Annotated in this window: 23 protein-coding genes and 2 pseudogenes; 15 read left to right on the top strand and 10 right to left on the bottom strand. The window is 72.3% G+C overall.

From position 1 onward, the window contains the following. Positions 1-10: 10 nt before the first annotated feature. Entirely contained in the window at positions 11-559 is a 549-nt protein-coding gene (locus tag AB0D10_RS31580; protein ID WP_360262378.1) for a GNAT family protein, read from the top strand. 151 nt (positions 560-710) lie between these two features. Here AB0D10_RS31580 and AB0D10_RS31575 read toward each other — a convergent pair whose 3' ends face one another. Beyond that, positions 711-2,225 carry an MFS transporter gene (locus AB0D10_RS31575; RefSeq protein ID WP_360262377.1) on the bottom strand — a complete coding sequence of 505 codons (1,515 nt, stop codon included), beginning with the start codon at positions 2,223-2,225 and terminating at the stop codon, positions 711-713. Positions 2,226-2,394: 169 nt separating this feature from the next. On the opposite strand from AB0D10_RS31575, the gene AB0D10_RS31570 reads away from it, so the two are divergent. From AB0D10_RS31570 to AB0D10_RS31560, 3 genes are all read left to right on the top strand, one after another. After that, positions 2,395-3,090: a TetR family transcriptional regulator gene (locus tag AB0D10_RS31570; RefSeq protein WP_360262376.1), complete on the top strand. Its 696-nt coding sequence runs from the start codon at positions 2,395-2,397 to the stop codon at positions 3,088-3,090. Positions 3,091-3,125: 35 nt separating this feature from the next. Then, entirely contained in the window at positions 3,126-3,935 is an 810-nt protein-coding gene (locus AB0D10_RS31565; protein ID WP_360262375.1) for an enoyl-CoA hydratase/isomerase family protein, read from the top strand. Positions 3,936-4,115: 180 nt separating this feature from the next. Beyond that, positions 4,116-4,718, top strand: coding sequence for a hypothetical protein (locus tag AB0D10_RS31560; protein ID WP_360262374.1), 603 nt, complete (start codon positions 4,116-4,118; stop codon positions 4,716-4,718). Positions 4,719-4,929: 211 nt separating this feature from the next. Here the strand turns inward: AB0D10_RS31560 and AB0D10_RS31555 are convergent, their stop codons facing one another. Next, positions 4,930-6,156 carry an acyl-CoA dehydrogenase family protein gene (locus AB0D10_RS31555; protein WP_360262373.1) on the bottom strand — a complete coding sequence of 409 codons (1,227 nt, stop codon included), beginning with the start codon at positions 6,154-6,156 and terminating at the stop codon, positions 4,930-4,932. Between the two features lie 146 nt (positions 6,157-6,302). Between AB0D10_RS31555 and AB0D10_RS31550 the strand changes: the two genes are divergently transcribed. Together AB0D10_RS31550 and AB0D10_RS31545 are read left to right on the top strand one after the other, a co-directional pair. Beyond that, positions 6,303-6,929 carry a TetR family transcriptional regulator gene (locus AB0D10_RS31550; RefSeq protein WP_360262372.1) on the top strand — a complete coding sequence of 209 codons (627 nt, stop codon included), beginning with the start codon at positions 6,303-6,305 and terminating at the stop codon, positions 6,927-6,929. Between the two features lie 115 nt (positions 6,930-7,044). Beyond that, positions 7,045-8,499, top strand: a complete 1,455-nt coding sequence (locus AB0D10_RS31545) for a cellulase family glycosylhydrolase (protein ID WP_360262371.1) — start codon at positions 7,045-7,047, stop codon at positions 8,497-8,499. 36 nt (positions 8,500-8,535) lie between these two features. On the opposite strand, the gene AB0D10_RS31540 is transcribed toward AB0D10_RS31545, so the two are convergent. Further along, positions 8,536-10,560: a M3 family metallopeptidase gene (locus AB0D10_RS31540; RefSeq protein ID WP_360262370.1), complete on the bottom strand. Its 2,025-nt coding sequence runs from the start codon at positions 10,558-10,560 to the stop codon at positions 8,536-8,538. A 153-nt stretch (positions 10,561-10,713) separates the two neighbouring features. Between AB0D10_RS31540 and AB0D10_RS31535 the strand changes: the two genes are divergently transcribed. After that, a complete protein-coding gene (locus tag AB0D10_RS31535; protein WP_360262369.1) occupies positions 10,714-12,441 on the top strand; it encodes a bifunctional 3'-5' exonuclease/DNA polymerase in 1,728 nt (575 codons plus the stop codon). Positions 12,442-12,444: 3 nt separating this feature from the next. Here AB0D10_RS31535 and dhaM read toward each other — a convergent pair whose 3' ends face one another. Next, entirely contained in the window at positions 12,445-12,837 is a 393-nt protein-coding gene (dhaM, locus tag AB0D10_RS31530; RefSeq protein WP_360262368.1) for a dihydroxyacetone kinase phosphoryl donor subunit DhaM, read from the bottom strand. A 192-nt stretch (positions 12,838-13,029) separates the two neighbouring features. Between dhaM and AB0D10_RS31525 the strand changes: the two are divergent. Next, positions 13,030-13,347, top strand: a pseudogene (locus AB0D10_RS31525) (dihydroxyacetone kinase subunit DhaK); the annotation flags it as partial. A 103-nt stretch (positions 13,348-13,450) separates the two neighbouring features. On the opposite strand, the gene AB0D10_RS31520 reads toward AB0D10_RS31525, so the two are convergent. From AB0D10_RS31520 to AB0D10_RS31510, 3 genes are all read right to left on the bottom strand, one after another. Continuing rightward, entirely contained in the window at positions 13,451-13,720 is a 270-nt protein-coding gene (locus tag AB0D10_RS31520) for a hypothetical protein (protein WP_360262367.1), read from the bottom strand. Next, entirely contained in the window at positions 13,720-14,049 is a 330-nt protein-coding gene (locus tag AB0D10_RS31515; protein WP_360262366.1) for a hypothetical protein, read from the bottom strand. Before AB0D10_RS31515 ends, AB0D10_RS31520 begins: the two co-directional genes overlap by 1 nt. Positions 14,050-14,210: 161 nt before the next feature. Next, positions 14,211-14,438 carry a hypothetical protein gene (locus tag AB0D10_RS31510; RefSeq protein ID WP_360262365.1) on the bottom strand — a complete coding sequence of 76 codons (228 nt, stop codon included), beginning with the start codon at positions 14,436-14,438 and terminating at the stop codon, positions 14,211-14,213. Between the two features lie 100 nt (positions 14,439-14,538). Here AB0D10_RS31510 and AB0D10_RS31505 point away from each other — a divergent pair, with 100 nt between their 5' ends. The 3 genes from AB0D10_RS31505 to AB0D10_RS31495 all read left to right on the top strand — a co-directional run bounded on the left by AB0D10_RS31505 (position 14,539) and on the right by AB0D10_RS31495 (position 17,049). Next, positions 14,539-15,375: a helix-turn-helix transcriptional regulator gene (locus AB0D10_RS31505; RefSeq protein ID WP_360262364.1), complete on the top strand. Its 837-nt coding sequence runs from the start codon at positions 14,539-14,541 to the stop codon at positions 15,373-15,375. Beyond that, on the top strand, positions 15,372-15,587 hold the full coding sequence (locus AB0D10_RS31500) for a DUF397 domain-containing protein (RefSeq protein ID WP_360262363.1): 216 nt from the start codon (positions 15,372-15,374) through the stop codon (positions 15,585-15,587). The genes AB0D10_RS31505 and AB0D10_RS31500 overlap by 4 nt, the downstream gene beginning before the upstream one ends. A gap of 886 nt (positions 15,588-16,473) precedes the next feature. Beyond that, positions 16,474-17,049: a recombinase family protein gene (locus AB0D10_RS31495; RefSeq protein ID WP_360262362.1), complete on the top strand. Its 576-nt coding sequence runs from the start codon at positions 16,474-16,476 to the stop codon at positions 17,047-17,049. Between the two features lie 74 nt (positions 17,050-17,123). Here AB0D10_RS31495 and AB0D10_RS31490 read toward each other — a convergent pair whose 3' ends face one another. Both AB0D10_RS31490 and AB0D10_RS31485 read right to left on the bottom strand, forming a co-directional pair. Then, positions 17,124-17,867 carry a hypothetical protein gene (locus AB0D10_RS31490; RefSeq protein ID WP_360262361.1) on the bottom strand — a complete coding sequence of 248 codons (744 nt, stop codon included), beginning with the start codon at positions 17,865-17,867 and terminating at the stop codon, positions 17,124-17,126. A 518-nt stretch (positions 17,868-18,385) separates the two neighbouring features. After that, on the bottom strand, positions 18,386-19,864 hold the full coding sequence (locus tag AB0D10_RS31485; RefSeq protein WP_360262360.1) for a recombinase family protein: 1,479 nt from the start codon (positions 19,862-19,864) through the stop codon (positions 18,386-18,388). A gap of 75 nt (positions 19,865-19,939) precedes the next feature. Here AB0D10_RS31485 and AB0D10_RS31480 point away from each other — a divergent pair. Next, positions 19,940-20,617: pseudogene (locus AB0D10_RS31480) on the top strand (dihydroxyacetone kinase subunit DhaK); the annotation flags it as partial. Between the two features lie 12 nt (positions 20,618-20,629). Beyond that, complete coding sequence (gene dhaL / locus AB0D10_RS31475) at positions 20,630-21,343, top strand: dihydroxyacetone kinase subunit DhaL (RefSeq protein ID WP_360262359.1); 714 nt, start codon at positions 20,630-20,632, stop codon at positions 21,341-21,343. Between the two features lie 258 nt (positions 21,344-21,601). On the opposite strand, the gene AB0D10_RS31470 is transcribed toward dhaL, so the two are convergent. Continuing rightward, positions 21,602-22,774, bottom strand: coding sequence for a PP2C family protein-serine/threonine phosphatase (locus AB0D10_RS31470; RefSeq protein ID WP_360262358.1), 1,173 nt, complete (start codon positions 22,772-22,774; stop codon positions 21,602-21,604). Between the two features lie 222 nt (positions 22,775-22,996). On the opposite strand from AB0D10_RS31470, the gene AB0D10_RS31465 reads away from it, so the two are divergent. Together AB0D10_RS31465 and AB0D10_RS31460 are read left to right on the top strand one after the other, a co-directional pair. Next, positions 22,997-23,215, top strand: coding sequence for a cation transporter (locus AB0D10_RS31465; protein ID WP_360262357.1), 219 nt, complete (start codon positions 22,997-22,999; stop codon positions 23,213-23,215). A 68-nt stretch (positions 23,216-23,283) separates the two neighbouring features. Then, positions 23,284-24,587, top strand: a 1,304-nt coding sequence (locus AB0D10_RS31460) for a heavy metal translocating P-type ATPase (protein ID WP_360262356.1), incomplete at its 3' end; no start/stop codon positions are given.

The following is a 24,587-nucleotide window of genomic DNA, read 5'->3' as shown; positions in this document are numbered from 1 at the left end:
AGGCCCGCCCGTGTTTGCCGTACCGCTCACCGACACCGCCGAACTGCGCCCGCTGGAGCCGTGGCAGGCCCCGGAGTTCCTGGCCCACATCGACCGGGCCCGCGCCCACACCGACCCGTGGATCCCGTGGGCCACCTTCTCCACCGACCCGGAATCGGCCCGCGCCACCCTGCAGCGCTACGCCGACGGCCAGGCCGCCGACCAGAAGCGGATCTTCGGCATCTGGCGGGACGGCACCCTGGTCGGCGGCGTGATGTTCGTCGGCTTCGACACCACGTCCGGCGTCTGCGAGATCGGCGCCTGGACCGAGCCGGCCGGCGAGGGCGGCGGGCTCATCACCGCCGCCGTCCGGAAGCTGCTCGACTACGCCTTCGTCACCCGCGGCCTGCACCGCGCCGAGTGGTGGTGCACCTCGGTCAACGCCCGCAGCCGCGCCGTCGCCGAGCGGGTCGGTATGAAGCGGGACGGCGTGCTGCGCGAGTGGTACCTGCACAACGGCGTCCGCCTCGACAAGGAGATCTGGGCGATCCTGGCCCACGAGTGGTCCGCCCGGGCCTGAGCCCCCGGCACCGCCCGGGCCTGGACCTGGCACACGGCGACGGCCCGGTGGACTTCCCCGCAGTCCACCGGGCCCCTCGTCGCTCCGAGCCCTGACGACCGCTCGGGCCGCCGCCGCCCCGCTCCCCGGCCGTTCAGGCCCTTCAGGCCCTTCAGGCCGCGAGCACCGGCCGCTCCCCTTCGGAGCGCTCGGTCTCCGACGCGCCGCCCGCGCTCCCGGCCGACCGCAGCCGCAGCGCCAGCAGCATGGCCACCGCCAGCAGCCCGCCGGCTGAAAGGAACACCACGTCCACCGCGTCCGTGAAACCGACCAGAGCGTGCTCACGGGCGGCGCCGGTGAGCGTGCGGAGCGCGCCGAGCGTCCGTCCGGGCTCGCCCGCCTGGTAGACCCGGGTCAGCACGGTGCCGAACAGCGTCGCGCCGAGCGCGCTGCCGAGGGTCTGGAAGAAGCGCACCCCGGTGGTCGCGACGCCGAGCTGGTGGGCGGGTGCGGCCCCCTGCACCAGCATGACCAGCTGGCCGATCAGCTGGCCCAGCCCGCAGCCCAGCAGGGCGAGTTCGGCCAGCACCACCCACAGCGGGGTGGTCGGCCCGGTGAGGCCGAGCAGTGCCAGGGCGAGCGCCGCGAGGCCGGCCCCGGCCACCAGGAAGGTCCGCGGCACGTGGCCGCGGGCGGTCAGCCTGCCGACCAGCAGGCCGACCGCGGTCATCCCGGCCGCCATCGGGATCAGGTAGAGGCTCGCCGCGGTCGGCTCGACGCCGCGGGCGATCTGCAGGTAGATCATCACGTAGACGATCGAGCCGGTCATGGCCACCCCGACCAGGCCCTGGATCGCGAAGCCCAGCCGCACCGCACGGATCCGGAACAGCGACAGCGGCAGCACCGGTTCCGCGGCGGTGGCCTGACGCCACAGGAAGAGCACGACGGCGGCCAGGGTCGCGGCGCCGAGCCCGAGGATCACCGGGGAGGTCCAGGCGTGGTCCTTGCCGCCCCACTCGGTGATCAGCAGCAGCCCGGTGGTGAAGGCCGCGGCGAGGGCCGCGCCGAGGAAGTCCAGGCTGCCCCGGCCGGCCGACGCCGGCAGCTTGAGCACCAGGGCGGCGCCGACCAGGACCAGCAGGCCGAGCGGCAGGTTGACGTAGAAGATCCAGCGCCAGCTGAGGTGATCGGTGAACAGCGCCCCGATCAGCGGGCCGACGGCCATGCCGAGGCCGGCGACGATGCCGCCCGCCGCCCCGCTCTTGCCGCCGCCCTCCTGCTCCGGGTCCCTGAGGTGGGCCATCACCACCATGGTGACGCTCATCAGTCCGCCGCCGCCGATGCCCTGGACGGCCCGGAAGGCGATCAGCTGCTCCATGCTCTGGGCGGCCCCGCAGAGCGCCGAGCCGAGCAGGAAGGCGCCGACCGAACCGAGCAGTACGCGCTTGGCTCCGTACAGGTCGCAGAGCTTGCCGTACAGCGGCAGCAGTGCGGTGGCGGCCAGGGCGAAGGCGCTGACCAGCCAGGGCAATCGGTCGACGCCGTGGACGGGGTCGAGCTCGCGGACGATCGGCACGCTGGCCGCCGACACGATGTTCATGTCGAGCACCGCCAGCACGATCGTGACCAGGCAGATCAGCATGCCCAGCCCGCGCCGGGCCGGTGTCATCAGGGTGGTCGGTGCCATCGTCAGGTCCCCCCAGGGTCGGTGGAGTTCGGTCCGGACCGGGTCGGCCCGGCGGAACGGCACCACCCTGACACCATTTTTGGACCGGGTCAATTCTTAAGCCCTGGACACATTTCATCCAGGCATATTGATAATCTTGGTCAATCCTTGATCCTGGTACAGTCACCCCATGGCATCCCCCTCCGGCTTCGAACGCGGCCTCGATCACGGCTTCGACCTCGACGCGCTCCCCCTGCGTGAGCGCAAGAAGATCCAGACCGGCATCCGGCTCTGGCGCACCGCCGTCACGCTGTTCGCCGAACGGGGCTTCGACCAGGTGTCAGTGGCCGAGATCGCAGCCGCCGCCGACGTGTCCAAGATGACCGTCTTCAACTACTTCCCCACCAAGGAAGACCTGGTCATGGGCCCGATGGAGCAGCACATCGACGAGCCGGCCCGGGTGGTGCGCGAACGCGCCCCGGGCAGCTCCGCAGTGCAGGCGCTGCGCGCGCACTACCTCGCCGCGCTGGCGGTGTTCGACCCCTCGACCGGCCTGTCCGACGACCGGGTCGTCCTCGACGTGGTCCGGGTGATCCACCAGACCCCGACCCTGCTCGTGCGCGCCACCGCTGGCTTCGACCGGAAGTCCCAGACCCTGCTGGCCGCCGAACTGCTCGCGCAGGACCCGGACCACGACGAGTTCACCGCCAAGGTCGCCGCCGCCCAACTGCTGGCGGCCCAGCTGACCCTGACCGCCGACAACCAGCGCCGGATGCTGACCGGCGAGCGCGCCGAGGACGCCCTGCCCGCCGCGCTCGACGCGGCCCACCGCGCCTTCGCCATGGTCGAACGGGGCCTCGGGGACTACGGCGCCGGCACCGCCTGAGAGAGTGGGCGCACCACGACCGACCGGAGGTGCGCATGGACCAGCCGCTGCTCACACGGGACCGCTCCGCCCTGCCCGCCCAGGCGGAGGGCCTCCACGCGTACGTCGGCGAGGACGGCGTCGCGGTGCTGGAGTTCGCCCGCCCGCACCGCCGCAACGCGGTGACGCTGGCGATCTGGGCGGCGCTGCCCGAGGCGCTGGAGCAGCTCGCGGCCCGCACGGACGTGCGCGCCCTGCTGCTGACCGGCGCCGGCAACACCTTCAGCGCGGGCGCGGACATCGGCGAACTCGCCGAGGTGTACGGCGACCCGAAGCGCGCGGACGCCTACCACGCGGTCAACGTCGCCGCCGAGGAGGCGCTGGCGGCGTTCCCGCACCCGACGATCGCGGTGGTGCACGGCGCCTGCGTGGGCGGCGGCTGCCAGCTGGCCGTCGCCTGCGACCTGCGGTTCGTCGCCGAGGACGCCCGGCTGGGCATCACCCCGGCCAAGCTCGGGGTGGTCTACCCGGCAGTGCCGACCCTGCGGCTGGCCCGGCTGGTCGGCCCCGCCCGCGCCAAGTACCTGCTGTTCTCCGGCGAGTTGGTGGCGGGCCGGGACGCCCTGCCGCTGGGCCTCGCGGAGCGCGTCCTGCCGGACGCCGAACTGGACGCCGCCGCGCTGGACTTCGCCCGCGTGCTGACCCAGCGTTCGCCGCAGACCATCGGCGCCGTGAAGGCCGCCCTGGCCGTCCCGCCCGAGCGGGCAGCCGAGGCACTGGCCCCCTGGGAGCGCCGTTCCCGCGAAGCCCCGGACGTCCACGAGGGCCTCGCCGCCTTCCTGGAGGGCCGCCCGGCGCTCTTCTGAGCAGCCCGTTCCCGGCAGCGGCCGTCCTGCCGGCCGGGGACCCGGGACCGCCGGCCCGGAGACGGGGCGGCACCCGTACGATCGTCCGGCCGGCGTCGAACCGCCACCCGACCGCTCCGCCCGGCCCTCCGCCCGGCCACACCACCCGACCACTTCTCCCGATTCCGGAGCGACACCCCGATGACGACCGAGGCCCCGACCACCCCCGGCCCCCGGACGATCTGGGCCCGCCGCATCACCGACGGCGTCGAGCCGAAGAACGTGATCATCGCCCTGCTCCCGCTGCTGGGCGGCCTGCGCTACGGCTGGCCGGGCATCGGCTGGGCGGCCTTCGCGGCCCTGTTCGCGGCCGTCATCCCCACCGTGTTCATCCGGCGCGGCGTCCGCAAGGGCACGGTGGAGGACCGTCACGTCGGCCACCGGCAACGCCGGCTGACCGTCCTTCCGCTCATCATGGGTTCGGTGCTGCTCAGCTTCGCGGTGATGATCCGGCTGGACGCCCCGGCCGACCTGACCGCCCTGGTGCTGGCGATGTTCGCCTCACTGATCCCGATCCTGGTGATCACCGCCTGGTGGAAGGTCTCGGTGCACACCGCGGTGACCGCCGGCGCGGTGGTCTGCCTGGCCGTCGCGCTCGGCCCGCTCTGGCTGCTGCTCTCCCCGCTGGTCCCGCTCGTCGGGTGGTCCCGGGTGGTGCTGCGGGACCACACCGTCGCCCAGACGGTCGTCGGCGCGGTGGTGGGCGCGCTCACCGCCGGGCTCGCCTTCTGGGCCGCCCGCTAGGAGTGTCCTGAAGATCGTGCTCCGGATGCCCGATTCACTCCGGATTGCCAGTAAATGTCAATCGGGTCGAACTGGTGCAAGCCTGGCGCGTTTCCAAAATCCTCATCGGACTCCCAGGTCCTGTCCGGCCGAAGGCCGTTCCGCCCCGGGCCCCCAAGGGTTCGGCGCGGAACGGCCGGTGCGCCGCCCAACGGAACGACCGGTGCGCCGCTCAGCGGATCGGCACCCCCGAGATCGCCCGGGCGATCACCAGCCGCTGGATCTCGCTGGTCCCCTCGAAGATCGAGTAGATCGCGCTGTCCCGGTGCATCCGCTCCACCGGGTACTCCCGGGTGAAGCCGTTGCCGCCGAGGATCTGCATCGCCTGCGCGGTGACGTACTTGGCCGTCTCGCCCGCGTACAGCTTGGACATCGAGCCCTCGGCCGCGGTGAACGGCTGGTTGGTGACCGCCATCCAGGACGCCCGCCACACCAGCAGCCGGGCCGCGTCGATCCGGGTCTTCATGTCGGCGAGCTGGAAGGCCACGCCCTGGTTGTCGATGATCGGACGGCCGAACTGCTCGCGCGTCTTCGCGTAGTCCAGCGCCACCTCGTACGCGGCCCGGGCGATGCCGATCGCCTGCGCGCCGACGGCGGGGCGGGAGGCCTCGAAGGTGGCCATCGCCGCGTTGCCCTTGCCGCCCGGGCGCTTGACGCCCTCGCGGGCCCGGGCCAGCCGCTCGTCCAGCTTCTCCTTGCCGCCGAGCAGGCAGCTGCCGGGCACCCGGACGCCGTCCAGCACCACCTCGGCGGTGTGCGAGGCCCGGATGCCGTGCTTCTTGAACTTCTGGCCCTGGGTCAGTCCGGGCGTGCCGGGCGGGACGACGAAGGAGGCCTGTCCCTTGGCGCCGAGCTCCGGGTCGACGGTGGCGACCACGACGTGGACGGCGGCGATCCCGCCGTTGGTGGCCCAGGTCTTGGTGCCATTGAGCACCCACTCGTCCTTGGCCTGGTCGTACACGGCCCGGGTGCGCAGCGCGGAGACGTCGGAGCCGGCGTCCGGCTCGGAGGAGCAGAACGCGGCCACCTTGAGGTCGTCGGGGGTGCCGAACATCTGCGGGGTCCAGGTGCCGATCTGTTCGTCGGTGCCGTTGGCGAGCACCGCGACGGCGGCCAGCGTGGTGCCGACGATGGACAGCCCGATGCCGGCGTCGCCCCAGAACAGCTCCTCCATGGCGATCGGGATGCCGACGCCGGAGGGGTCGAAGTACTGCTGGGCGTAGAAGTCGAGCGAGTAGATGCCCAGTTTGGCGGCCTCCTGGATGATCGGCCAGGGGGTCTCCTCGCGCTCGTCCCACTCGGCCGCGGCCGGGCGCATCACGTCGGCGGCGAAGCCGTGCAGCCAGTCGCGTACGGCGAGCTGGTCCGCGCCCGGGTCCAGCGAGAACGTGCTGCTCATGGGTGCTTGCCTCCGAAGACGTGTGCGGCCGACCGGGGTGTTACCTCGGGTAACATCGTCGGAGTCTGCTACTGATTGGTAACCGGTGTCAACGCCCGTGCCGGGTACCGACGCCGGGTCAGTCCCCCGACTCCGAGGAGCAGCGCATGTCCCGAGAGCCCCGCCGCGAGCAACTGCTCAACGCCGCCGACCGGGTCATCCAGCGCGAGGGACCGGGCGCCAGCATGAACGCCATCGCCGCCGAGGCCGGCATCACCAAGCCGATCCTCTACCGGCACTTCGGCGACCGGAACGGCCTGATCGGAGCACTCACCGAGCGCCACACCGGCGGCCTGCTCGCCGCCGTCCGGGCCGCCCTCGCCGAACCGCTGGAGCGCCGCGACCGGGTCGAGCACGTGCTGGACACCTACCTCGCCGGGATCGAGGCCCGCCCGCAGGTCTACCGGCTGCTCACCCACCCCGAGCCGGGCGACCCGAGCGGCGCCGGCAACGCGCTCGCCCCCGCCCTGCGGCAGATCGCCGAGGAGATCACCCGGGCCGTGCAGAACCAGGTCGACCTCGGCGCCGACCGCGACCTGCTCGCCGAGGCCTGGGGCCGCGGCATCACCGGCATGGTGCTGGCCGCCGGGGACTGGTGGCTGGAGACCAGGCCCTGCTCGCGGACCCGGATGGTGCAGGCCCTGGCCGACCTGCTCTGGGGGCGCCTGGCCGCCGCCGCGGACCTGCCGACCGCCGTCCTCCCGGCCGCGCCGGTCGAGCCCGCCGCGGACTGACCGCCCACCGGCCGAACTCCACTTCCGCGCACGACCCTTGTGCGCACGACCCTTGTGCGGCACACGACAGGCCGGGCATCATCGGGCCCCCGTCCCCCCGCCGTGCGAGGTCCCGATGCGCCTGCGCCGCACCGCCGTTGCCCTGCTGCTCGCCGCCACCGCCGTCCTCACCGCCGCCCCGGCCCAGGGCGCCCCGGCCCAGGCCCCCGGCGGCCACCGGGACCGCTTCCCCACCGGCACGGCCACCGCCCCGGACGGCCGCACCGCCCTCACCGACGCCCGGGGCCGCCGGCTCGGGCTGCGCGGCTTCAACCTCGACAAGTACGCCGAGGCCACCCCTGCCGACCTCGACGCCGTCGCCGCCCGGGGCTACACGCTCGTCCGACTGCCGGTCTCCTGGACCAGGTTGGAACCCCGGCGCGGCCGCCTCGAAGCTGCCGAGCTGAACCGCCTGCGGCAACTCCTCGACCGGGCCGACCGCCTCGGCCTGCTCGTCCTGGTCGACTTCCACCAGGACGTCTACGGGCCGAAGTTCGGCGGCGGCACCAACGGCATCCCGGTCTGGGCCACCCGGGACGACGGCCTGCCCTTCACCCCCGACCCGGACGACTGGTTCGCCGGCTACTTCCAGCCCGCCGTCCAGGCCGCCTTCCGCCACCTCTACGACGACCCCGACCTGCGCGCCTGGCAGGCCGACTTCTACACCCGGCTGGCCCGCGAACTGCGCGGCCACCGCTCGCTGTTGGGCTACGACCTGTTCAACGAGCCGTTCGGCCCGGTGGACGGCGACCCGAGCGACCCGGCCGTGCTGGCCGCCGCCTCCGCCGCCCTGGAGCGGGGCCGACTCGCCGACATGTACCGCCGGCTGATCTCCGCCGTGCGCCGGGCCGACGACCGCGCCTGGCTGTTCGTGGAGCCGACGGTCCTGGTCGGCCAGGGCGTGCCGACGCAGCTGCCCGGATTCACCGACCCGCGCCCCGGCGCGCCCCGGCTCGGCTACGCCCCGCACTTCTACGACACCGCGGTCGAGAACGGCGCCGACTGGGACCCGTCCGACGGCTTCGTCGAGCAGTACTCCGCCGCGATCACCGCCTACCCCGCCGCCCACCGCCTGCCGGTCCTGGTCGGCGAGTGGGGACCGCCGAACTCCCGCACGCCGGGCAACCGCGAGCTGGTCCGCCGGCAGGTCGCCGCGATGGACGGCTTCGCCGAGGGCTGGACGATGTGGTACTGGTGCCGGGGCACCGGCGGCTACTGCGCGCTCGACCCGGCCGGGCGGCCCGCCCCCGGCGACGAGCCCGCCTTCGGCCCGTTCCCGGCCGCCGTGGCCGGCAGCGGCGTCCGCACCGACGGCGGCACCGTCCGCTGGAGCTCCGACGGCACCGGGCAGGACAGCGAACTCGTCCTGCCGCCGGACGCGTTCCCGCACGGCGCGGGCGTCGCGGTCTCCCCCGCCGGTGCCCGCGTCGAGGTCGAGCAGCCCGCGGCCGGGCGTGCGGGAACCGTACGGATCCGGCTCCCGCACACCCGCCCGGGCACCCCCGTGGAGGTCACCCTCACGGCGCGCTGACACCCCGCCGCGGCGGCCCCGGGTGGTGACCGGCGGCTACAGCAGCCCGCGGCGGGCCAGCAGCGGCCCGGTCTCCGGCGCCCGGCCGACCACCGCGCGGAAGGACTCCAGCGGGTCCCGGGCGAATCCGCGGGCCAGCAGCTCGCGCCGGAACAGCTCGCCGCTCTCCCGCACCGACCGCCCGTTGCCCTCGAACCACTGCACGGTGTCGGCGTCCAGCACCTCCGACCAGATGTAGGCGTAGTACGCCGCGCTGTAGCCGCTGGCGAACACGTGCTGGAAGTACGTCGTGCGGTAGCGCGGCGGCACCGCGTCCACCGCGACGCCGGCCGCCGCGAGCGCCCGTGCCTCGAACTCCTCGGCGTCCGCGATCTCCTCGCCCTGCGGCACGGTGTGCCAGGCCCAGTCCAGCAGCGTGGCTGCCAGGTACTCCACCGTCCGGAAGCCCTGCCCGAAGCCCTCGGCCGCCGTCATCCGCTCGACCAGCTCGGTCGCCAGCGGCTCCCCGGTCTCGTGGTGGCGGGCGTAGTTGGCCAGCACCTCCGGCCGGACCATCCACATCTCGTTGACCTGTGACGGGAACTCCACGAAGTCCCGCGGCACCGCGGTGCCGGAGAACAGCGGGTACCGCACGTCCGAGAACAGGCCGTGCAGCGCGTGCCCGAACTCGTGGAACAGCGTGCGCACCTCGTCCCAGGACATCAGCACCGGCTCGCCGGGCGCCGGGCGCGGGATGTTGAGGTTGTTCAGCACCACCGGCCGCTGCCCGGTCAGCCCGGACTGGACGACCAGCGAGTCCATCCAGGCGCCGCCGCGCTTGGACGCCCGGGCGTGGAAGTCACCGATGAACAGGCCCAGTCGGGTGCCGTCCTCCTCGAACACCTCGAAGACCCGCGCGTCCGGGTGGTGGGCCGTCAGGTCCGGCCGCTCGGTGAAGCTCAGTCCGTACGCCAGGTTCGCCGCGAAGAAGACGCCGTCGCGCAGCACCCGCTCCAGCTCGAAGTACGGGCGCAGCGCCGCCGCGTCCACCTGGAAGGAGCGCTGCCGGACCTTCTCCGAGTAGTACGCCCAGTCGTGCGCGGCGATCTCCTCGATCCCGTCCACGGCGGCCGCACCGGCCAGCTCGGCCGCCTCCCGGCGGGCGTTGGCCACGGCCGGCCCGACCAGGCGGGCCAGCAGGGCGGAGACCGCCCCGACCGTGCCGGCCGTCTCGTCCGCCACCACGTACGCGGCGTGGCTGGCGTGCCCCAGCAGCGCCGCCCGCTCGGCCCGCAGCCCGGCCATCCTGATCGCGATCGGCCCGTTGTCCCCGCTCCCGCGGCCGAGCGAGGCGGCGAGCAGCCGCTCGCGCACCGAGCGGTCGGTGAGCTGCGCCAGCTCGGGCTGGGTGGAGGTGTTCTGCAGGCTCAGCACGTACTTGCCCTCGTGACCGAGCACCCGGGCGTTCTCCGCCGCACCGGCGATCGCTCCCTCGGACAGGCCGGCCAGTTCCTCGGCGGAGTCCAGGACGAGCGCGGCGGCGCGGGTCGCGGCGTTCACGTTCTGCTGGAACGTCGTTCCCAGGGCGGCGAGTTCGGCGTTCAGCCCGCGCAGCCGGTCCTGCTCGGCCTCGCCCAGCCGGGCGCCGGAGCGCACGAAGCTCGTGTACCGGCGCTCCAGCAGCCGCAGCGACTCCGGGTCCAGGCCGAGCTCGTCGCGGGTCCCGTACAACGCCTCGATCCGGGCGAACAGCGCGCGGTCCAGGTGGATCGCGTCGTGGTGGGCCGCGAGCAGCGGGCTGACCTTGGCGTCCACCTCGTCCAGCAGGTCGGTGGTGTCGGAGGACGACTGGTTGCGGAACACCGCGTCCACCCGGTGCAGCAGGTCCCCGGAACGCTCCAGGGCCACCAGGGTGTTCTCGAAGGTCGGCGGGTTCCGGTCGGCGGTGATCGCCGCGATCTCGGCCAGCTGCTCGGCCGTCCCGCGCTCGTAGGCGGGCAGGTAGTGCTCCTCCCGGATCTCCGCGAAGGGGGGCAGCTCGTAGTCCAGCGTGCTGGGCCGGAAAAACGGGTTCTCGGTCATTTCGCCGACCATACGCGGTGTCACCCACCCTGCCTATGCGGCCCTCACCCGTTGTCGTACCCACGCGTTAACGTCAGCGCAGGACACCCGTAAGCCCGCACATCCGTGCCCGTACCCGCACGCCCCGCCGCGCGCCGGAGAGGAGCAGCCCCCGTGGCACCCAGGACGGCCCTCGCGCCCGACCCGCACGGCCCCGGCGGCCGACTCCAGCCGCTGGACGACGCGGGCGCCCCGCTCGGCCCGCCCGAAACCGTCCCCGACCTCGCCGCCGCGGTCGCCGCCCGCGAGGCCGCCGGGAGCGGCGCTCCGCCCGCGCCGCGCTGGGTCTGGGCCACCACCGACTCCGCGTACGCCCCGCTGCTGGCGCGCCTGCCCGACCGGCTCGCCCGCTGCCACGACCTGCGGCTGGTCGAGGCGCTGCTGCTCGCGCACGAGGGCCGGTTCGGCGCCCCGCGCTCGCTCGGCGCCGCCTGGGCCCGGCTGCGGGGCCTGCCCGTCCCGGCGGACCTGCCCGAGCCCGGCCCGGCCGACGCCGACAACGGCCAGGACACCCTGTTCGCCCCCGACCGGCTGCAACTGCCCCCCGGCGCCGACCCGCTGGAGGCCGTGGTCGCCGTCCACGCCGAACAGCAGCGGCGGATCGCCGCGATCGCCGACCCGGCCGCCCGGCAGCGGTTCCGGCTGCTGGTCGCCGCCGAGTCGGCCGGCGCCCTGGTGGCCGCCGAGATCGCGCAGGACGGCCTGCCCTGGCGCGCCGACGTCCACGACCGGCTGCTCACCGAACTGCTCGGCCCCCGCCCCGCCGTCCCCGGCACCCAGCCCCGGTTGCTCGCCGACCTCTCCGTCGAACTCCAGCAGGCCCTCGGCGCGAAGCCGTTCAACCCGGACTCGCACACCCAGGTGCTGCGCGCCTTCGCCGACGCCGGGATCCAGCTGGGCTCCACCCGCTCCTGGGAGCTCAAGGGCGTCGACCACCCGGCCGCCGAACTGCTCATCCGCTACAAGGAGCTCGCCCGGATCCACGTCGCGCACGGCTGGGCCTGGCAGGACGCCTGGGCCCGCGGCGGCCGCTTCCGGCCCGAGTACGTCGTCGGCGGCGTGGTCTCCGGCCGCTGGGCCAGCCGCGGCGGCGGCGCCCTGCAGATCCCGCGCATCCTGCGCCGGGCCGTGGTCGCCGACCCGGGCTGGCTGCTGGTGGTCGCCGACGCCGCCCAGCTGGAGCCCCGGGTGCTCGCCGCGCTCTCCCGGGACGCCGGGCTGGCCCGCACCGCGGCCGGCGGGGACCTCTACGAGGCGCTCGCCGCGACCGCCTTCCACGGCGACCGGGAGAAGGCGAAGCTCGGCCTCCTCGGCGCCATGTACGGGCAGACCAGCGGCGACATCGGCCCGCTGCTGAACACTCTGCGCCGCCGCTACCCGGCCGCGATGGGCTACGTCGAGGCCGCCGCCCGCACCGGCGAGGACGGCGGCGTGGTCGCCTCCCGGCTCGGCCGGGTCTGCCCGCCCGCCACCGCCGACTTCCTCGACCTCACCGAGGCCGACGCGGCGGGCGAGGCCGGCGGCCGCACGGCCCGCGCCCGCGGCCGCTTCACCCGCAACTTCGTCATCCAGGCCAGCGCCGCCGACTGGGCCCTCGCCCTGCTGGCAGCCCTGCGCCGGCGGCTGGCCGAACTGCCGTCGGCCGGCCCGGCGGACCGCCCGCACCTGGTGTTCTTCCAGCACGACGAGGTGATCGTGCACACCCCGGCGAACCTCGCCGACGAGGTGGCCGCCGCCGTCACGGAGGCCGCCGACGAGGCCCGCCGGCTGGTGTTCGGCGACACCCCGGTCCGGTTCCCGCTCACCACGGCGGTGGTGGACTGCTACGCCGACGCCAAGTGAGTCCTACAGCTTCCGGAATCCCCGCGCGTCCTCGGCCGCCGCGACCACCTCGGCCAGCCCAGCCCCGGTCGAGGCGGTGACGGCGGCGGCCACCGCGCCCTCCACGAACGGCGCGTCCGCCAGCCGCACGCCCGGCCGCGGCTCGTCATCCAGCACGGTGACGGCGGTGAGCACCGAGCTGCCGAGGTCCGGCAGCACGACCACGCCCGCCCCGCCGTCCGCCCGCGCGATCGCCCCGGCGATCAGCTCGTAGCTGGTGCCGAGCCCGCCGTCCTCCGTCCCGCCGGCCACCACCACCCGCACGCCGTCCGGGGCGAGTTCGCCGAGCAGTTCGCGCAGCCCCTCCGCGAGCCGGGCGCTGTGCGAGACCAGGACGATGCCCACGTTTCCGCTCATGCCGACGACCCTACGGCGCGGTCCCACTGCTCCGGGAGAGTGACCGGAATCGCGCGTGTCGCACCCCGTGCCCGCCGCCCCCGTCTGGCGTAGCGTCGGTCCGGGGCCCCGCCCCGCACGACGGGCCCACCGGCGTCCGCGGCCGCAGCGTCCCCACCGAGGTCACCGAGGTCACCAAGGGAGCGAAGAGCGTTGAAGAAGCTGATCAACACCCCGGAGGGCGTCCTGGAGGACGCGCTGGCCGGAGTCGCCGCCGCCCACCCGGAGCTGACGGTGGACATCCCCAACCGGGTGATCTCCCGGGCCGCCCGCCCGGCCGGGCCCAAGGTCGTGCTGATCTCCGGCGGCGGCTCCGGCCACGAGCCGCTGCACGGCGGCTTCGTCGGCCCCGGCATGCTCGACGCCGCCTGCCCCGGCGAGGTGTTCACCTCGCCCGTCCCGGACCAGATGCTGGCCGCCGCCAAGGCCGTGGAGAACGGCGCCGGCGTCGTCTTCGTCGTGAAGAACTACACCGAGTAAATCAGACCACTACACCAACGAACAGCCCAGAGCAGCATGAAGCCCCGCCCATGCGCCGGGGGGTACGCACGGACGGGGCCTGTCGCGCTGTTCCTTATGTGGGCGGGTCGCTGGACTCCACCGTCACGTGATGCGTCACGGTCCGCAGAAACCTCGCGTGGCCCGTCTCACGGCAGTGCTCTGCGATGTCGACCGCCAACTCGTCCAACAACGCCGGGTCGCCGCTGTCCCACGCGCACACGCCGGATCCGTCGCGACATTCGGCATAGGCGATCACGTCGAACGAGTCGTCGTGCTGGAGCTTGGCCAGCGCGGGGGCGCATCCGCTGTGCGTGGGCAGTTTGTGGTCGGGGCCGGACGGCATTACTGGCTCCAGTTCTGTCGGCGGGTGGAGGGGTGGCGGGAGCGGGCGTCGGCCTTGCGGGACTGCTCCCTCAGACGGGCCATGGTCGGCGACTCGGGGACGGGTTCCAGCGCGGACACGACCGGCTCCGGCTCCTGGTCGTCGTCCGGCTCCGCCAGACACTCACCCGACGCGAGATGGCGAGCGAGGTTCAGCTCCACGCTGCGCGCGATGGTCGGGAAGACATCGGCCGGGTACTGCTCCGCCGCCGACATCATCCACGCGCAGGACGGGCATCCGTTGCCGTCGTCCGGGTTCTCACCGCGTGGGGTCGCAATCGCGACGTTCAACGGGCGCACCCCCGTTCGGGCTGTGCGCGCAGGTGAGTTCGTGGTCCAGGCGGCGAAGTTCGATCTCCCGCAACACCGACTGATCCGGAAGTTGGGGCGACTCCGCGAACGCGCGGTCGATCTTGTCGAAAGCCTCGCATACAAGGCACTTCGGGAGGGTGTCAGGCTGCGCCATCGGCCACCCTCTCCCGCTCCGGCGCGTTCCCAAGCGGTTCGATCTCGCTGGGGTAGGTCTCCCACTCCACCCCGCCACCCGGGGGCCGGAGGTAGACCCTGCCCGCCACCGTGCCCATGTAGACACCCTCAGCGCCCTTGTGGGCCAAGTCCCGGACAACCTCCCCCACCCTGGGCTGATACAGCGTCCTGGGGGGCTTTCTGCTCGTCGCCACCGCCGCTCCTCTCCGCGCTCGGTTCGTAACTAGGATCGGCAGCGCTGGGACTGACGGCCAGTGCTCCAACCCGTAGTAGATCGGCAGGTAAAAATCTCCGATGCCCACGTTGACACCAGAACCCGACTCCACGTCATCGCCGGTGGCACGTTTCGGCGCAGAACTCCGCAGGTTACGGCGGGCGCGTGGCTGGACACAGGAGAAGCTAGGCGGACTCCTGGGCTACTCAGACACATGGATCTCTCTGATCGAAAGAGGGAAGGAGACACCAACTTCCAAGTTGGCACTAAAAGCCGATGAAGTGTTCGAGACCGGCGGGGTATTCGTTGAGCTGCTCCGACGCATCACCGGCGCCGCCCTACTGGAAGGGTTCGAGGAGTTCGCCGACTGTGAAGCCCGCTGCCGGAAGCTCCAGTCCTTCCAGACTGGCGTGATCCCAGGACTCTTCCAGACCCCCGAGTACGCGGCAGCCCTCGCAGCCGCAGCAGTTCGACGCGGCAGCATCACCCAGGACCAAGCGGACGAGCGTGTTGCCTTCCTAGTCGCCCGGCAGCACCGGGTACTGGAGCGGCCGAACCCGCCGATCATCCACACAGTCATGGACGAAAGCTGCGTGACGCGACTCGTCGGCGGCCCTCTCGTGATGGCGCGGCAACTGGACCACGTGAGCACGCTCGCTGAGCGCCCGAACATCACCGTGCAAGTCGCACCGCTGAGCCTGGGCGAGATGGTGCCCTTCATCTTCCCCGTCGTGCTGCTGACGCTCCCAGACCGGTCCATGGTCGGCTACAGCGAGGCCCACGCCCGTGGGCACCTGGAACGGAACTCAACCACCTGCGCGGCATGGGCGAGAGACTACGATCAGCTACAGGTGGAGTCACCATCGACCGTGGCTTCGCTCGCCAGGATCAGCACTGTCCGAAAGGGACTTCAATGAGCATCGACCTTACCAACGCCGGTTGGGTGAAGTCGTCTTACAGCCAGAGCGGCGGGGAGTGCGTCGAGTGGGCACCGAGTGAAATTGGGCGTCTGGGCGCTGTCCCCGTCCGTGACTCCAAGGACCCCTACGGCCCGGCCCTGACCTTCTCTGCCGACGCGTTCGCCGCCTTCGTGGCGGGCGTGAAGGCTGGCGAGTTCGGGAACGTGTGAGCCCCCGGGCATCCGCCCCCGCAGGAACACAGGAGCCCCCCGCGCCACCCACGCCCCTCAGCAGGGCAGAGGAACAGTACGGGGGGCTTCCCGCTGCGCCTCGGCATACGCCCCAGTAGCGGCATACCCCCCGCCCTCCAATTCGCGGCGGCGTGCGCGAGCATGGGGGCCGGGTCCGGGAGTGCCCAGCACCCAGAGATTGACCCACCCCCCGGTACCCCCATACGTCCGCGCTGGGAGTCACACCAGCCACCGAAACGGGGTCGCCAACCTGCGGCCGTGTGCGCAGCACTGGGGGCCGGGTCCCCAACGCCGATGCGCCTAGAGATTGACCTACCCCCCCGGTACCCCCATACGTCCGCACGGGGAGTCACACCTCCCGCACAACCGGTAAGAACGCGCTAACCGTGCCTAGCGGCGTCTTTGGGAGTCCTTTCTCCAAGCCTCCCGGTGCGGACTCCACTGCGAGAGTGGCTAGTTGATCGCTTGGGGGCATGAAAACGGCATCACACCCAGGGTGCGTCTTTCGAGCTGGGACCGGGATCGCCGAGCGACACGGCGCCGAACTTCCGCAGCGGCTACACCCCAGCCTCATGAGCTGTCGACGGCGCCACCGGGCTACCGTCACACCGACCCCGCGCAAACGCCCCGATCAGCCATACGAGAGTTTTCCCTCCCTGCCGGTCGCCAGTGGAACGGGCGGGGAGTGCCCCCCTGGGGTCGAGCCGCGTGACAGACGGTCACCGCCGCTGGCCGTCTAACAAACGATGGTTATTGAGACACTTGCCGACAGCGCCGATTCGGGGCCGATCCGGTGTTCAAAACCCGTCTCAGAACCATCTCTCAGGGCTTGGTGTTTTGAGACGGGTTATGAGACCATTGAGACATGACGAAGAGCACCGGCCACATGATCGGCTACGCCCGGGTCTCCACCGATGACCAGGAAGCACAGCTCCAGCACGACGCCCTGACCGAAGCCGGCTGCTCCCGGATCTTCACCGACAAGGCCAGCGGCAAGAACACCGACCGACCCGAGCTTGCCGCCGTGCTGGACTACCTTCGCCCCGGCGACACCCTGTGCGTGTGGAAGCTTGACCGCTTCGCCCGGTCGCTCATCGATCTCGTGACCATGGTGGACGCGCTGTCGGCGCGCGGCATCGGCTTCAAGGTCCTTACCGGCGCACTGGCGAGCATCGACCCGAACACGCCGGACGGGCGCCTCATGCTCCAAGTCGTCGGCGCCATGGCCGAGTTCGAGCGTTCGTTGATCAAGGACCGGACCCGCGCCGGACTGGAAGCCGCCAAGGCTCAGGGACGCGTCGGCGGACGGCCTACCGTCATCAGCGACGACAAGCTGACCATAGCCCGCGCACGGCGCGCCAAGGGGGAGAGCGTCACCAGCATCGCCAAGGCGCTCGGGATCAGCAGGGCGACCCTGTACCGGCACCTGGATGCCGAGTAGAGCGCAGCAAGCCACAGAGGACCACCTACAAGATCTGGTAGGTGGTCCTCTGCCATTCAGGGGCTCACAGACGCTCAGACGGCCGCCTGTGGCCTCCCAGGGGCCGTCAGCGCGACACCCCGCCAACCCTCGTAGCCGGACAGCTTCCGGCGGGCACCAAACCGCCTGTCCATCGCAGCGAACAGCAGACGCTTACCCGTCTTAATGCCCAGCGACCGAGCAAGGGCAGGCTCAGCCAGGCTGAACGCCTCCCACACGGCGGAAGTGCGCACATGCTCGTTCCGGGGCGCAGTACCCAGCGCTGCGACCCACTCGGCCGGGTCCTTCATCACAGCGCGAAAAGCGTCGAACTGCGAAGCCTGCGAAAGGAGTTGATTCGCACGGCCAACCGAGGCAGACCGTATCTCCTCCGCAACGTCGCGGGCGCGCTGGGCAGTCGCGTAATCAACAGTGATGCGCGCCCGAGCATCCTCGATGTCCAGCAGTCGGCGAACCTCGCCTATCTCCGTGGTCAGGCGGGTCTCTTCCTCTTCCGTCCGGGCATCCGGCATCGCCTCATAAAGCCCGGAAAGCCGATCGCGCAGCTTCGTCCGCCGGGCGGCAGAGCTACTAGCCGCATCCATCTCGACCGCCACGGCAAGCAGCCACTCACCCATGCCTCGGCGGATCAGAGGCAGGTCGCGGTACTCGCCGCCCTGAGTCACCCACCGGCCCCCGTCCCACACGAACGGCACCACTGGCACACCCGGGAGCGAGGCCACAGCGGCGGCAGCCTCCCAGACCCGGAGCGCGAGCGCGTCATCCACGTACTTTCCCAACTGGACTCCTTGAAAATGTTCACGTCATTCCACCCCGCTGTCTTTCCAGAGGTGAGCCAGAAGTGAACCATCAAGGACTGACAGCACTATCCTAGTGACTCACTGGAGACAAGAAGCAGCAGGCCAGAAGCACTATAGGTGAATAGAGAGGGCCAAATAAAAAATTACCCTGCTGTAAAACCGAAACGGGCTTCGGCATCGTCATTCGTCATCACGGGAGCGCGGCACCATGCCACCCCTCGCAATCGAGCCGATACCGAGGGTCACCAGTGATGTAGGTATGCAGGTTCCCGGGCTGTTCCGGGTTTCCCTATAGGTTTCTATATGCATTGCTGGAAACAGGGTTGAACCTACATACCTACATCGCTGAGGGCTGTTCGCCGGGAAGTCGAGTGCATGGGTGCTGTGCGGCCCGCGCAATGCTCAACCAGAAGCCCTGTGCGGCCCGTCTGCGGGCATGAAGAAGCCCCGCCGGACCACGGGGGCCAGACGGGGACTGAGCGGGCCTACAGGGGTGCCTACACGCCGTCAGGCCAGCCCAGCGTTTCAAGGTGGGCGAGTCGAGCCCGGTCCGCAGTGGCTATGTTCCGCCGACGATTCGCCGAGTTGACGACCACGCGCAAGTCCATGTCACGAAGCAACCCTCCCCGGGCCTCTGGCGTGAGGCGTTCCCAGTACTCAGCGACCGTGCATCCCATCGGGCGCTCCTCCCAGTGGGGTTCGGTCACCGGCTGGTCCCGCAGCGCCTTCCGCCGGGCGACCAGCGCCGCCATACGCTCCCGGTAGTCGTCTTCGTCGTCATCGAACAGACCCGCGTCACGGTCGTCACGAAGGTTCGAGATGGAGCGCTCCACGGCCGCCAGTTCCTCGGACACGTCGTTGCCGGGGACGAAGACGGGTTCCTTGGCTTGCCACTTCCCGGCCACGCGAAGGAACTCATCCGCCGCGAACTCGGAGAGCTTGTGTTCAGCTATAAGAACTCCCTTGCAGGGATCGGCCTTTGTCCCAATGCAGCGCAACACCGGGCGCGTGTCGTACCCGGCTTCGGCGTTCTTCTTCCCCGCCCTGGCGTTCTGCGTGAGCGGCCGTTCGCACTCTCCGCATATGGCCACACCGAACAGCCAGTGCCGCCGTGCTGGTGCTGTCCGTTCGAAGCTGCGCGACCGCAGGGCCGCCCGCGCCGTACTCAGCACGTCCCGATCACAAACCGGCTCCCAGAACACCCGCTCCGCGCCGTTCTCGTCCCGCATCACGTGCCCCCGGTCATCCAGCCGGTGACCCAACAGGGAGGGGTGCGAAACGATGTGCTTGATGGTCTGGAACGACCACGCTGACGGCTTGGGGTCCGGCTTGAGCGACGTACGGACACGCGGCGTGGTCACGCCCTTGCGCTGCAACTCGGCGGCTATGCGGGTACCCGGAGTACCGGAGATCAGCCGAGCAAGGATGTCCCGGATGACTTCCACCGCTTCGGGGTCACGCTCCAGCACCTTGCCCTTGCCGTCCGGCGCGGGAACGATCGTCAGCCCGTACGGCGCGCGGCCGGAGATGTGTCGATCCGTCGTCTTGAGGTGTGCCTTGCTGCTCAGGATGCGCTCACGAATCATCGTGCGTTCCAACTCAGCGAATACCGCGATGAGTTGGACCATGGCACGGCCCATCGGAGACGTGGTGTCCAGCGGCTCAGTGGCCGAGATGAGACCGATGCTGGCAGCGTCACAGCGGTGCATGAGGTCAGCGAACGCCAGGAAGGACCGGGACAGCCGATCGAGCTTCCACGACAGGATGGCGTCAGCCTCGCCGAGTCGGGCCAGCATGGCGGACATGCCGGGCCGCTCCTCCGGGTCCGTCGCCCCGCTCACGCCCTCATCCACGTACTCACCAACGATGGTCCAGCCTCGCTGTTCGGCGAGACGGCGGCATGCCTCAAGCTGTCGCTCAATGGAGGTGGAGTTGTCGGCCGCCCGGGACAGCCGGGCGTATATGAGAACGCGCATGCTCTGCACGGTATCTCCCCTGGTCAGGGCCCCCTCTCCGACCCCACCAGTTGGTGTAGTCGCGCGAAGACCTCGACCGGCGACGTGATGAACTTCGAGCTCGCCGCCGAACTCGCCGCCGAGGAGGGCCTGGAGGTCCGCACGGTCCTGGTCAACGACGACGTCGCGGTCGAGGACTCCACCTGGACGGCTGGGCGGCGGGGCACCGGTGCGACCGTCCTGGTCGAGAAGACCGCCGGCGCGCTGGCCGAGCGCGGCGCCCCGCTGGACGAGGTGGCCGCCCTCGGCGAGCGGGTCAACGCCGCCTCCCGCTCCTTCGCGATCGCGCTCACCGCCGCCACCGTCCCGGCCGCCGGCAAGCCGGGCTTCGACCTGCCCGAGGACGAGATCGAGGTCGGCGTCGGCATCCACGGCGAGCCCGGCCGCCGGCGCGAGAAGCTCCGCCCGGCCCGCGAGCTGGCCGCGGAGGTGGTCGAGACCATCCTGACCGACCACCACCTGACCGCGGGCGACGAGGTGATCGCCCTGCTCAACGGCCTGGGTGCCACCCCGCTGCTGGAGCTGTACGTGGTCTACGGCGAGGTCGCCGCCCGGCTCGCCGAGCACGGCATCACGGTGGCCCGCAGCCTGGTCGGCAACTACGTCACCAGCCTCGACATGGCGGGCTTCTCGCTCACCCTCACCAAGGCCGACGCCGAACTGCTGGACCTCTGGGACGCCCCGGTCGACACCCCCGCCCTCAAGCGGGCCTGAGGAGGATTCGCGATGGACCCCGACACCCCGCCGTCCGGCCCCGCGCCGGCCGACACCGCAGCGTCCGGCCTCACGCCGGCCGACACCGCGGCGTTCGACACCCGGCTGGCCGAGGCCTGGATCGGCGCGATCGCCGCAGCCGTCGAGAACGAGCAGTCCCGGCTCACCGAGCTGGACTCCGCGATCGGCGACGGCGACCACGGCAGCAACCTCCAGCGCGGCTTCACGGCCGTCCTCACCGCGCTCGACGGCCTCCGGCCCGCCGACCCCGGTGCCGTCCTCACCAGGACCGGCACGACGCTGATCTCCAAGGTCGGCGGCGCCTCCGGCCCGCTCTACGGCAAGGCTTTCCGCGCCATCGGCGCCGCCCTGCCCGGGCCCGCCGACCCAGCCGCCCTCGCCGAGGCGCTCTCCGCCGGACTGGACGCCGTCCGCCTCCTGGGCAGGGCCGAACCCGGCGACAAGACCATCGTGGACGCCTGGACCCCGGCCGTCGCCGCCTTCCGGGCCGCGGCCGCCGCCGGAGCCACCCTCCCCGGAGCCGCCGCCGCGGCCGCCGACGCCGCCGAACAGGGCGCCCGCGACACCGTCCCCCTCCAGGCCCGCAAGGGCCGCGCCTCCTACCTCGGCGAACGCAGCATCGGCCACCAGGACCCCGGCGCCACCTCCACCGCGCTCATCTTCCGCAGCCTCGCCGACACCACGGCCGACGCCGCCGCCGGCTGACCCGCGCCGACGGCCCGCCGGCCCCCTGCCGCTTTCCGCGCTCCGGCCAGGGCGCGGGGCAGCGGGAGCCGGCGGACGGCGGACGGCGGACGGCGGCGGATGGTGGCGGGGAGCACCGGAAGTCAGCCGGAAGCGCGGGCCCCACCGCCGAGCCGCCCGGCCCCGGGCCGCCCCCTGGGCACCGACCGCCCGCCGGGCACCGACGGCCCGCTGGGCACCGACCGCCCCCCGAACACCGACCGCACCCGCCGAGGCCGGTCAGCCGTCCGTCCGCGCGATCAGCAACAGCAGCGCGTCGTCCCGCAGGTCCCCGCCCGTGTGCGCCAGCAGGTCCCCGTAGACCCGCCCCACCGCCGCCTCCAGCTCGCCCTCCGAGCGCGCGGCTCCGTGGACCAGCGCCCCGACCCGCTCCGCCAGCGGGTAGAACTCCCCGCTCGTCCGGTGCCGCGCCTCGATCACCCCGTCCGTGCAGAGCACCAGCACGTCGTCCGGTCCGAACGGCTGCCCCCAGGTGGCCGGCTCCCCCGCCGCCAGCCGGCCGAGCCCGAGCGGCACCCACGGGTCCGGCGATTCGAGGACGTGCGCCCGGCCCTGGCCGTCGACCCTGATCGGCGGCACGTGCCCGTACTGCAGCAGCTCCATCACCCCGGGCGTGCGGAACTCCGCGAACAGCGCCGTGGTGAACTCCCCGTCCGGTACGTGCCGTTCGACGCTGGCCTCGATCCGCGCCGCGACGCCCCGCAGCCCGGCCTCGTCGTACGCGGCCTCCCGGAACGCGCCCAGCACCACCGCCGCGGTCTGCACCGCGGCCAGCCCCTTGCCCCGGACGTCCCCGACCGCGACCCGCGTCCCGTGCGGTGTCTGCAGGACGGAGTACAGGTCCCCGCCGATCCGTGAGGCGTCGGCCGCCGACACGTAGCGGACGGCCAGCCGCAGCGGCCCGACGACCGGCCCCGGCAGCCGCAGCAGTGCCCGCTGGGCGGCCTCGGCGACGGAGCTGACGGCCGCGAAGGCCGCGGCGCGCCGCATCCGGAGCCGGGCGACCCAGGCCGAGAACAGCGTCACCACCAGGTAGCTGACCATCGCGCCGTAGAGGAAGCGCGCGTCGTTGATGTTGTCGACCTCGTCGTAGTGACTGAGCCCGAACACCAGGACCAGTCCGAGCGCGCAGACCGCGAGCAGTTCGCGGGGCCGGAGGGTCAGCGCCGCGACGGTCGGCACGACGGTCATCAGCGGTGCCAGGTAGCGGTCCTTGCCGGAGAGGAAGTCGGCGAGCGCGACCAGCAGCATGGCGAGCAGCGCCGGGGCGGCGCGCCGCCAGAGCGGCACGTCCTGGAGGTCGGCGGCCAGCAGGGCGCGGCGCTGCCGGGCCGGGGGCAGTCCGGCTGCTTCGGGAGCCGAGGGTGACTGGGCGCGGCGGATCGGAAACACATATCGAACATAAGGGACGATCACGACGCGCACTCATCCGCCCACCCCTCCGGCGTCGCACCGTTCCCGGGCGCCTACGCTCGACTGTCGGGGCCCGCCCGCCGGCGTGCTGCACCCCACCGATCCCCAGGTACCCCATAGGGGTATGGTGTCGGCAGAGTCGTTCACAAGAGTCCGAGCCCGGGCCGACCCGCCCGGGCCGCCCAGACCTCGGAGGCCCCGATGTCCAGCACCATCACCTACACCGTCTCCGGCATGAGCTGCGGCCACTGCGAGAAGGCGATCAGCGAGGAGCTCTCCGCCCTGACCGGGGTCACCGAGGTCGCCGCCGACGCCAAGGCCGGGACCGTGACGGTCTCCTCGGCCGCGCCGTTGGACGACGAGCAGGTCCGCGCCGCCGTCGACGAGGCCGGCTACGAGCTGGTCGGCCGAAGCGCCTGAACCGCCGAGGTGCGACGGGGCCGGACCAGCGGCCCCGCCGCACGCCCCCAGCAAGGAGCTGATCCGCAATGAGCACCTCCGCCCCGGACGTCGAGGCCCGGGACCGGGTCGAGCTGTCGATCGGCGGGATGACCTGCGCCTCCTGCGCGGCCCGGATCGAGAAGAAGCTCAACCGGATGGACGGCGTCGAAGCGACCGTCAACTACGCCACCGAGACGGCCCGGGTCGTCCACGGCCCCGGGGTCACGGTGGCGGACCTGATCGCCACGGTCGAGCGCACCGGCTACACCGCCGAGCTCCCCCCGCCCCCCGCACCCGCCGCCCCCGGACCGGAAGGCCCGGCCGCCGCACCCGGGCAGCCCGCCGCCGACCTTCCCCCAGCCTCCGGCCGGGGGTACCCCCAGCTCGACCGGCTGCTGACCAGCGCCGTCCTCAGCCTGCCGGTGGTCATGCTGTCGATGGTCCCCGCCCTGCAGTTCACCAACTGGCAGTGGCTCGCCTTCGCGCTCACCGGCCCGGTCGTGGTGTACGGCGGCCTGCCGTTCCACCGCGCCGCCTGGACCAACCTCAAGCACGGCGCCGCCACCATGGACACCCTGGTCTCGCTCGGCACCCTGGCCGCCTTCGGCTGGTCGTTCTGGGCGCTGTTCTGGGGCCACGCCGGCATGCCCGGCATGCACCACGACTTCTCGCTCTCCGTCGCCGACACCGACGCCTCCTCCACGCTCTACCTGGAGACCGCCGCCGCCGTCACCGTGCTGATCCTGCTCGGCCGCCACCTGGAGGCCCGCTCCAAGCGCCGGGCAGGCGCCGCGCTGCGCGCCCTGCTCGACCTCGGCGCCAAGGACGTCACGGTGCTGCGGGGGGCGCGCGAGGAGCGCCTGCCGGTGGACCGGCTGGCCGTCGGCATGCGCTTCGTGGTCCGGCCGGGCGAGAAGATCGCGACCGACGGCGTGGTGGTCGAGGGCGGCTCCGCGGTGGACGCCTCGATGCTGACCGGGGAGTCCGTCCCGGTCGAGGTCGGGGTCGGCGACGGCGTCACCGGCGGCACCGTCAACGCGGGCGGGCGCCTGGTGGTCGAGGCAACCGGGGTCGGCGCGGACACCCGGCTGTCCCGGATGGCCAGGCTGGTCGAGGACGCGCAGAACGGCAAGGCCGCCGCGCAGCGGCTCGCCGACCGGATCTCCGCGGTCTTCGTCCCCGCGGTCGTCCTGATCGCCCTGGCCACCCTGGTCAGCTGGCTGCTGGCCACCGACAGCCCCACCGCCGCCTTCACGGCGGCTGTCGCCGTGCTGATCATCGCCTGCCCGTGCGCCCTGGGCCTGGCCACTCCGACCGCGCTGCTGGTCGGCACCGGCCGCGGCGCCCAGCT

The organism is Kitasatospora sp. NPDC048545 (genome assembly GCF_040651155.1).
GTDB lineage: Bacteria > Actinomycetota > Actinomycetes > Streptomycetales > Streptomycetaceae > Kitasatospora.
Note: the sequence above shows the minus strand (reverse complement) of the source record. Positions and strands in the feature narration are given on the sequence as shown.

Excerpts from the sequence above, each read along its gene's own strand:
- AB0D10_RS31575 (WP_360262377.1), bottom strand. The coding sequence starts at position 2,225 with ATGGCACCGACCACCCTGATGACACCGGCCCGGCGCGGGCTGGGCATG.
- AB0D10_RS31570 (WP_360262376.1), top strand. The coding sequence starts at position 2,395 with ATGGCATCCCCCTCCGGCTTCGAACGCGGCCTCGATCACGGCTTCGAC.
- AB0D10_RS31565 (WP_360262375.1), top strand. The coding sequence starts at position 3,126 with ATGGACCAGCCGCTGCTCACACGGGACCGCTCCGCCCTGCCCGCCCAG.
- AB0D10_RS31560 (WP_360262374.1), top strand. The coding sequence starts at position 4,116 with ATGACGACCGAGGCCCCGACCACCCCCGGCCCCCGGACGATCTGGGCC.
- AB0D10_RS31555 (WP_360262373.1), bottom strand. The coding sequence starts at position 6,156 with ATGAGCAGCACGTTCTCGCTGGACCCGGGCGCGGACCAGCTCGCCGTA.
- AB0D10_RS31550 (WP_360262372.1), top strand. The coding sequence starts at position 6,303 with ATGTCCCGAGAGCCCCGCCGCGAGCAACTGCTCAACGCCGCCGACCGG.
- AB0D10_RS31545 (WP_360262371.1), top strand. The coding sequence starts at position 7,045 with ATGCGCCTGCGCCGCACCGCCGTTGCCCTGCTGCTCGCCGCCACCGCC.
- AB0D10_RS31540 (WP_360262370.1), bottom strand. The coding sequence starts at position 10,560 with ATGACCGAGAACCCGTTTTTCCGGCCCAGCACGCTGGACTACGAGCTG.
- dhaM (WP_360262368.1), bottom strand. The coding sequence starts at position 12,837 with ATGAGCGGAAACGTGGGCATCGTCCTGGTCTCGCACAGCGCCCGGCTC.
- AB0D10_RS31520 (WP_360262367.1), bottom strand. The coding sequence starts at position 13,720 with ATGCCGTCCGGCCCCGACCACAAACTGCCCACGCACAGCGGATGCGCC.
- AB0D10_RS31505 (WP_360262364.1), top strand. The coding sequence starts at position 14,539 with ATGCCCACGTTGACACCAGAACCCGACTCCACGTCATCGCCGGTGGCA.
- AB0D10_RS31500 (WP_360262363.1), top strand. The coding sequence starts at position 15,372 with ATGAGCATCGACCTTACCAACGCCGGTTGGGTGAAGTCGTCTTACAGC.
- AB0D10_RS31495 (WP_360262362.1), top strand. The coding sequence starts at position 16,474 with ATGACGAAGAGCACCGGCCACATGATCGGCTACGCCCGGGTCTCCACC.
- AB0D10_RS31485 (WP_360262360.1), bottom strand. The coding sequence starts at position 19,864 with ATGCGCGTTCTCATATACGCCCGGCTGTCCCGGGCGGCCGACAACTCC.
- dhaL (WP_360262359.1), top strand. The coding sequence starts at position 20,630 with ATGGACCCCGACACCCCGCCGTCCGGCCCCGCGCCGGCCGACACCGCA.
- AB0D10_RS31465 (WP_360262357.1), top strand. The coding sequence starts at position 22,997 with ATGTCCAGCACCATCACCTACACCGTCTCCGGCATGAGCTGCGGCCAC.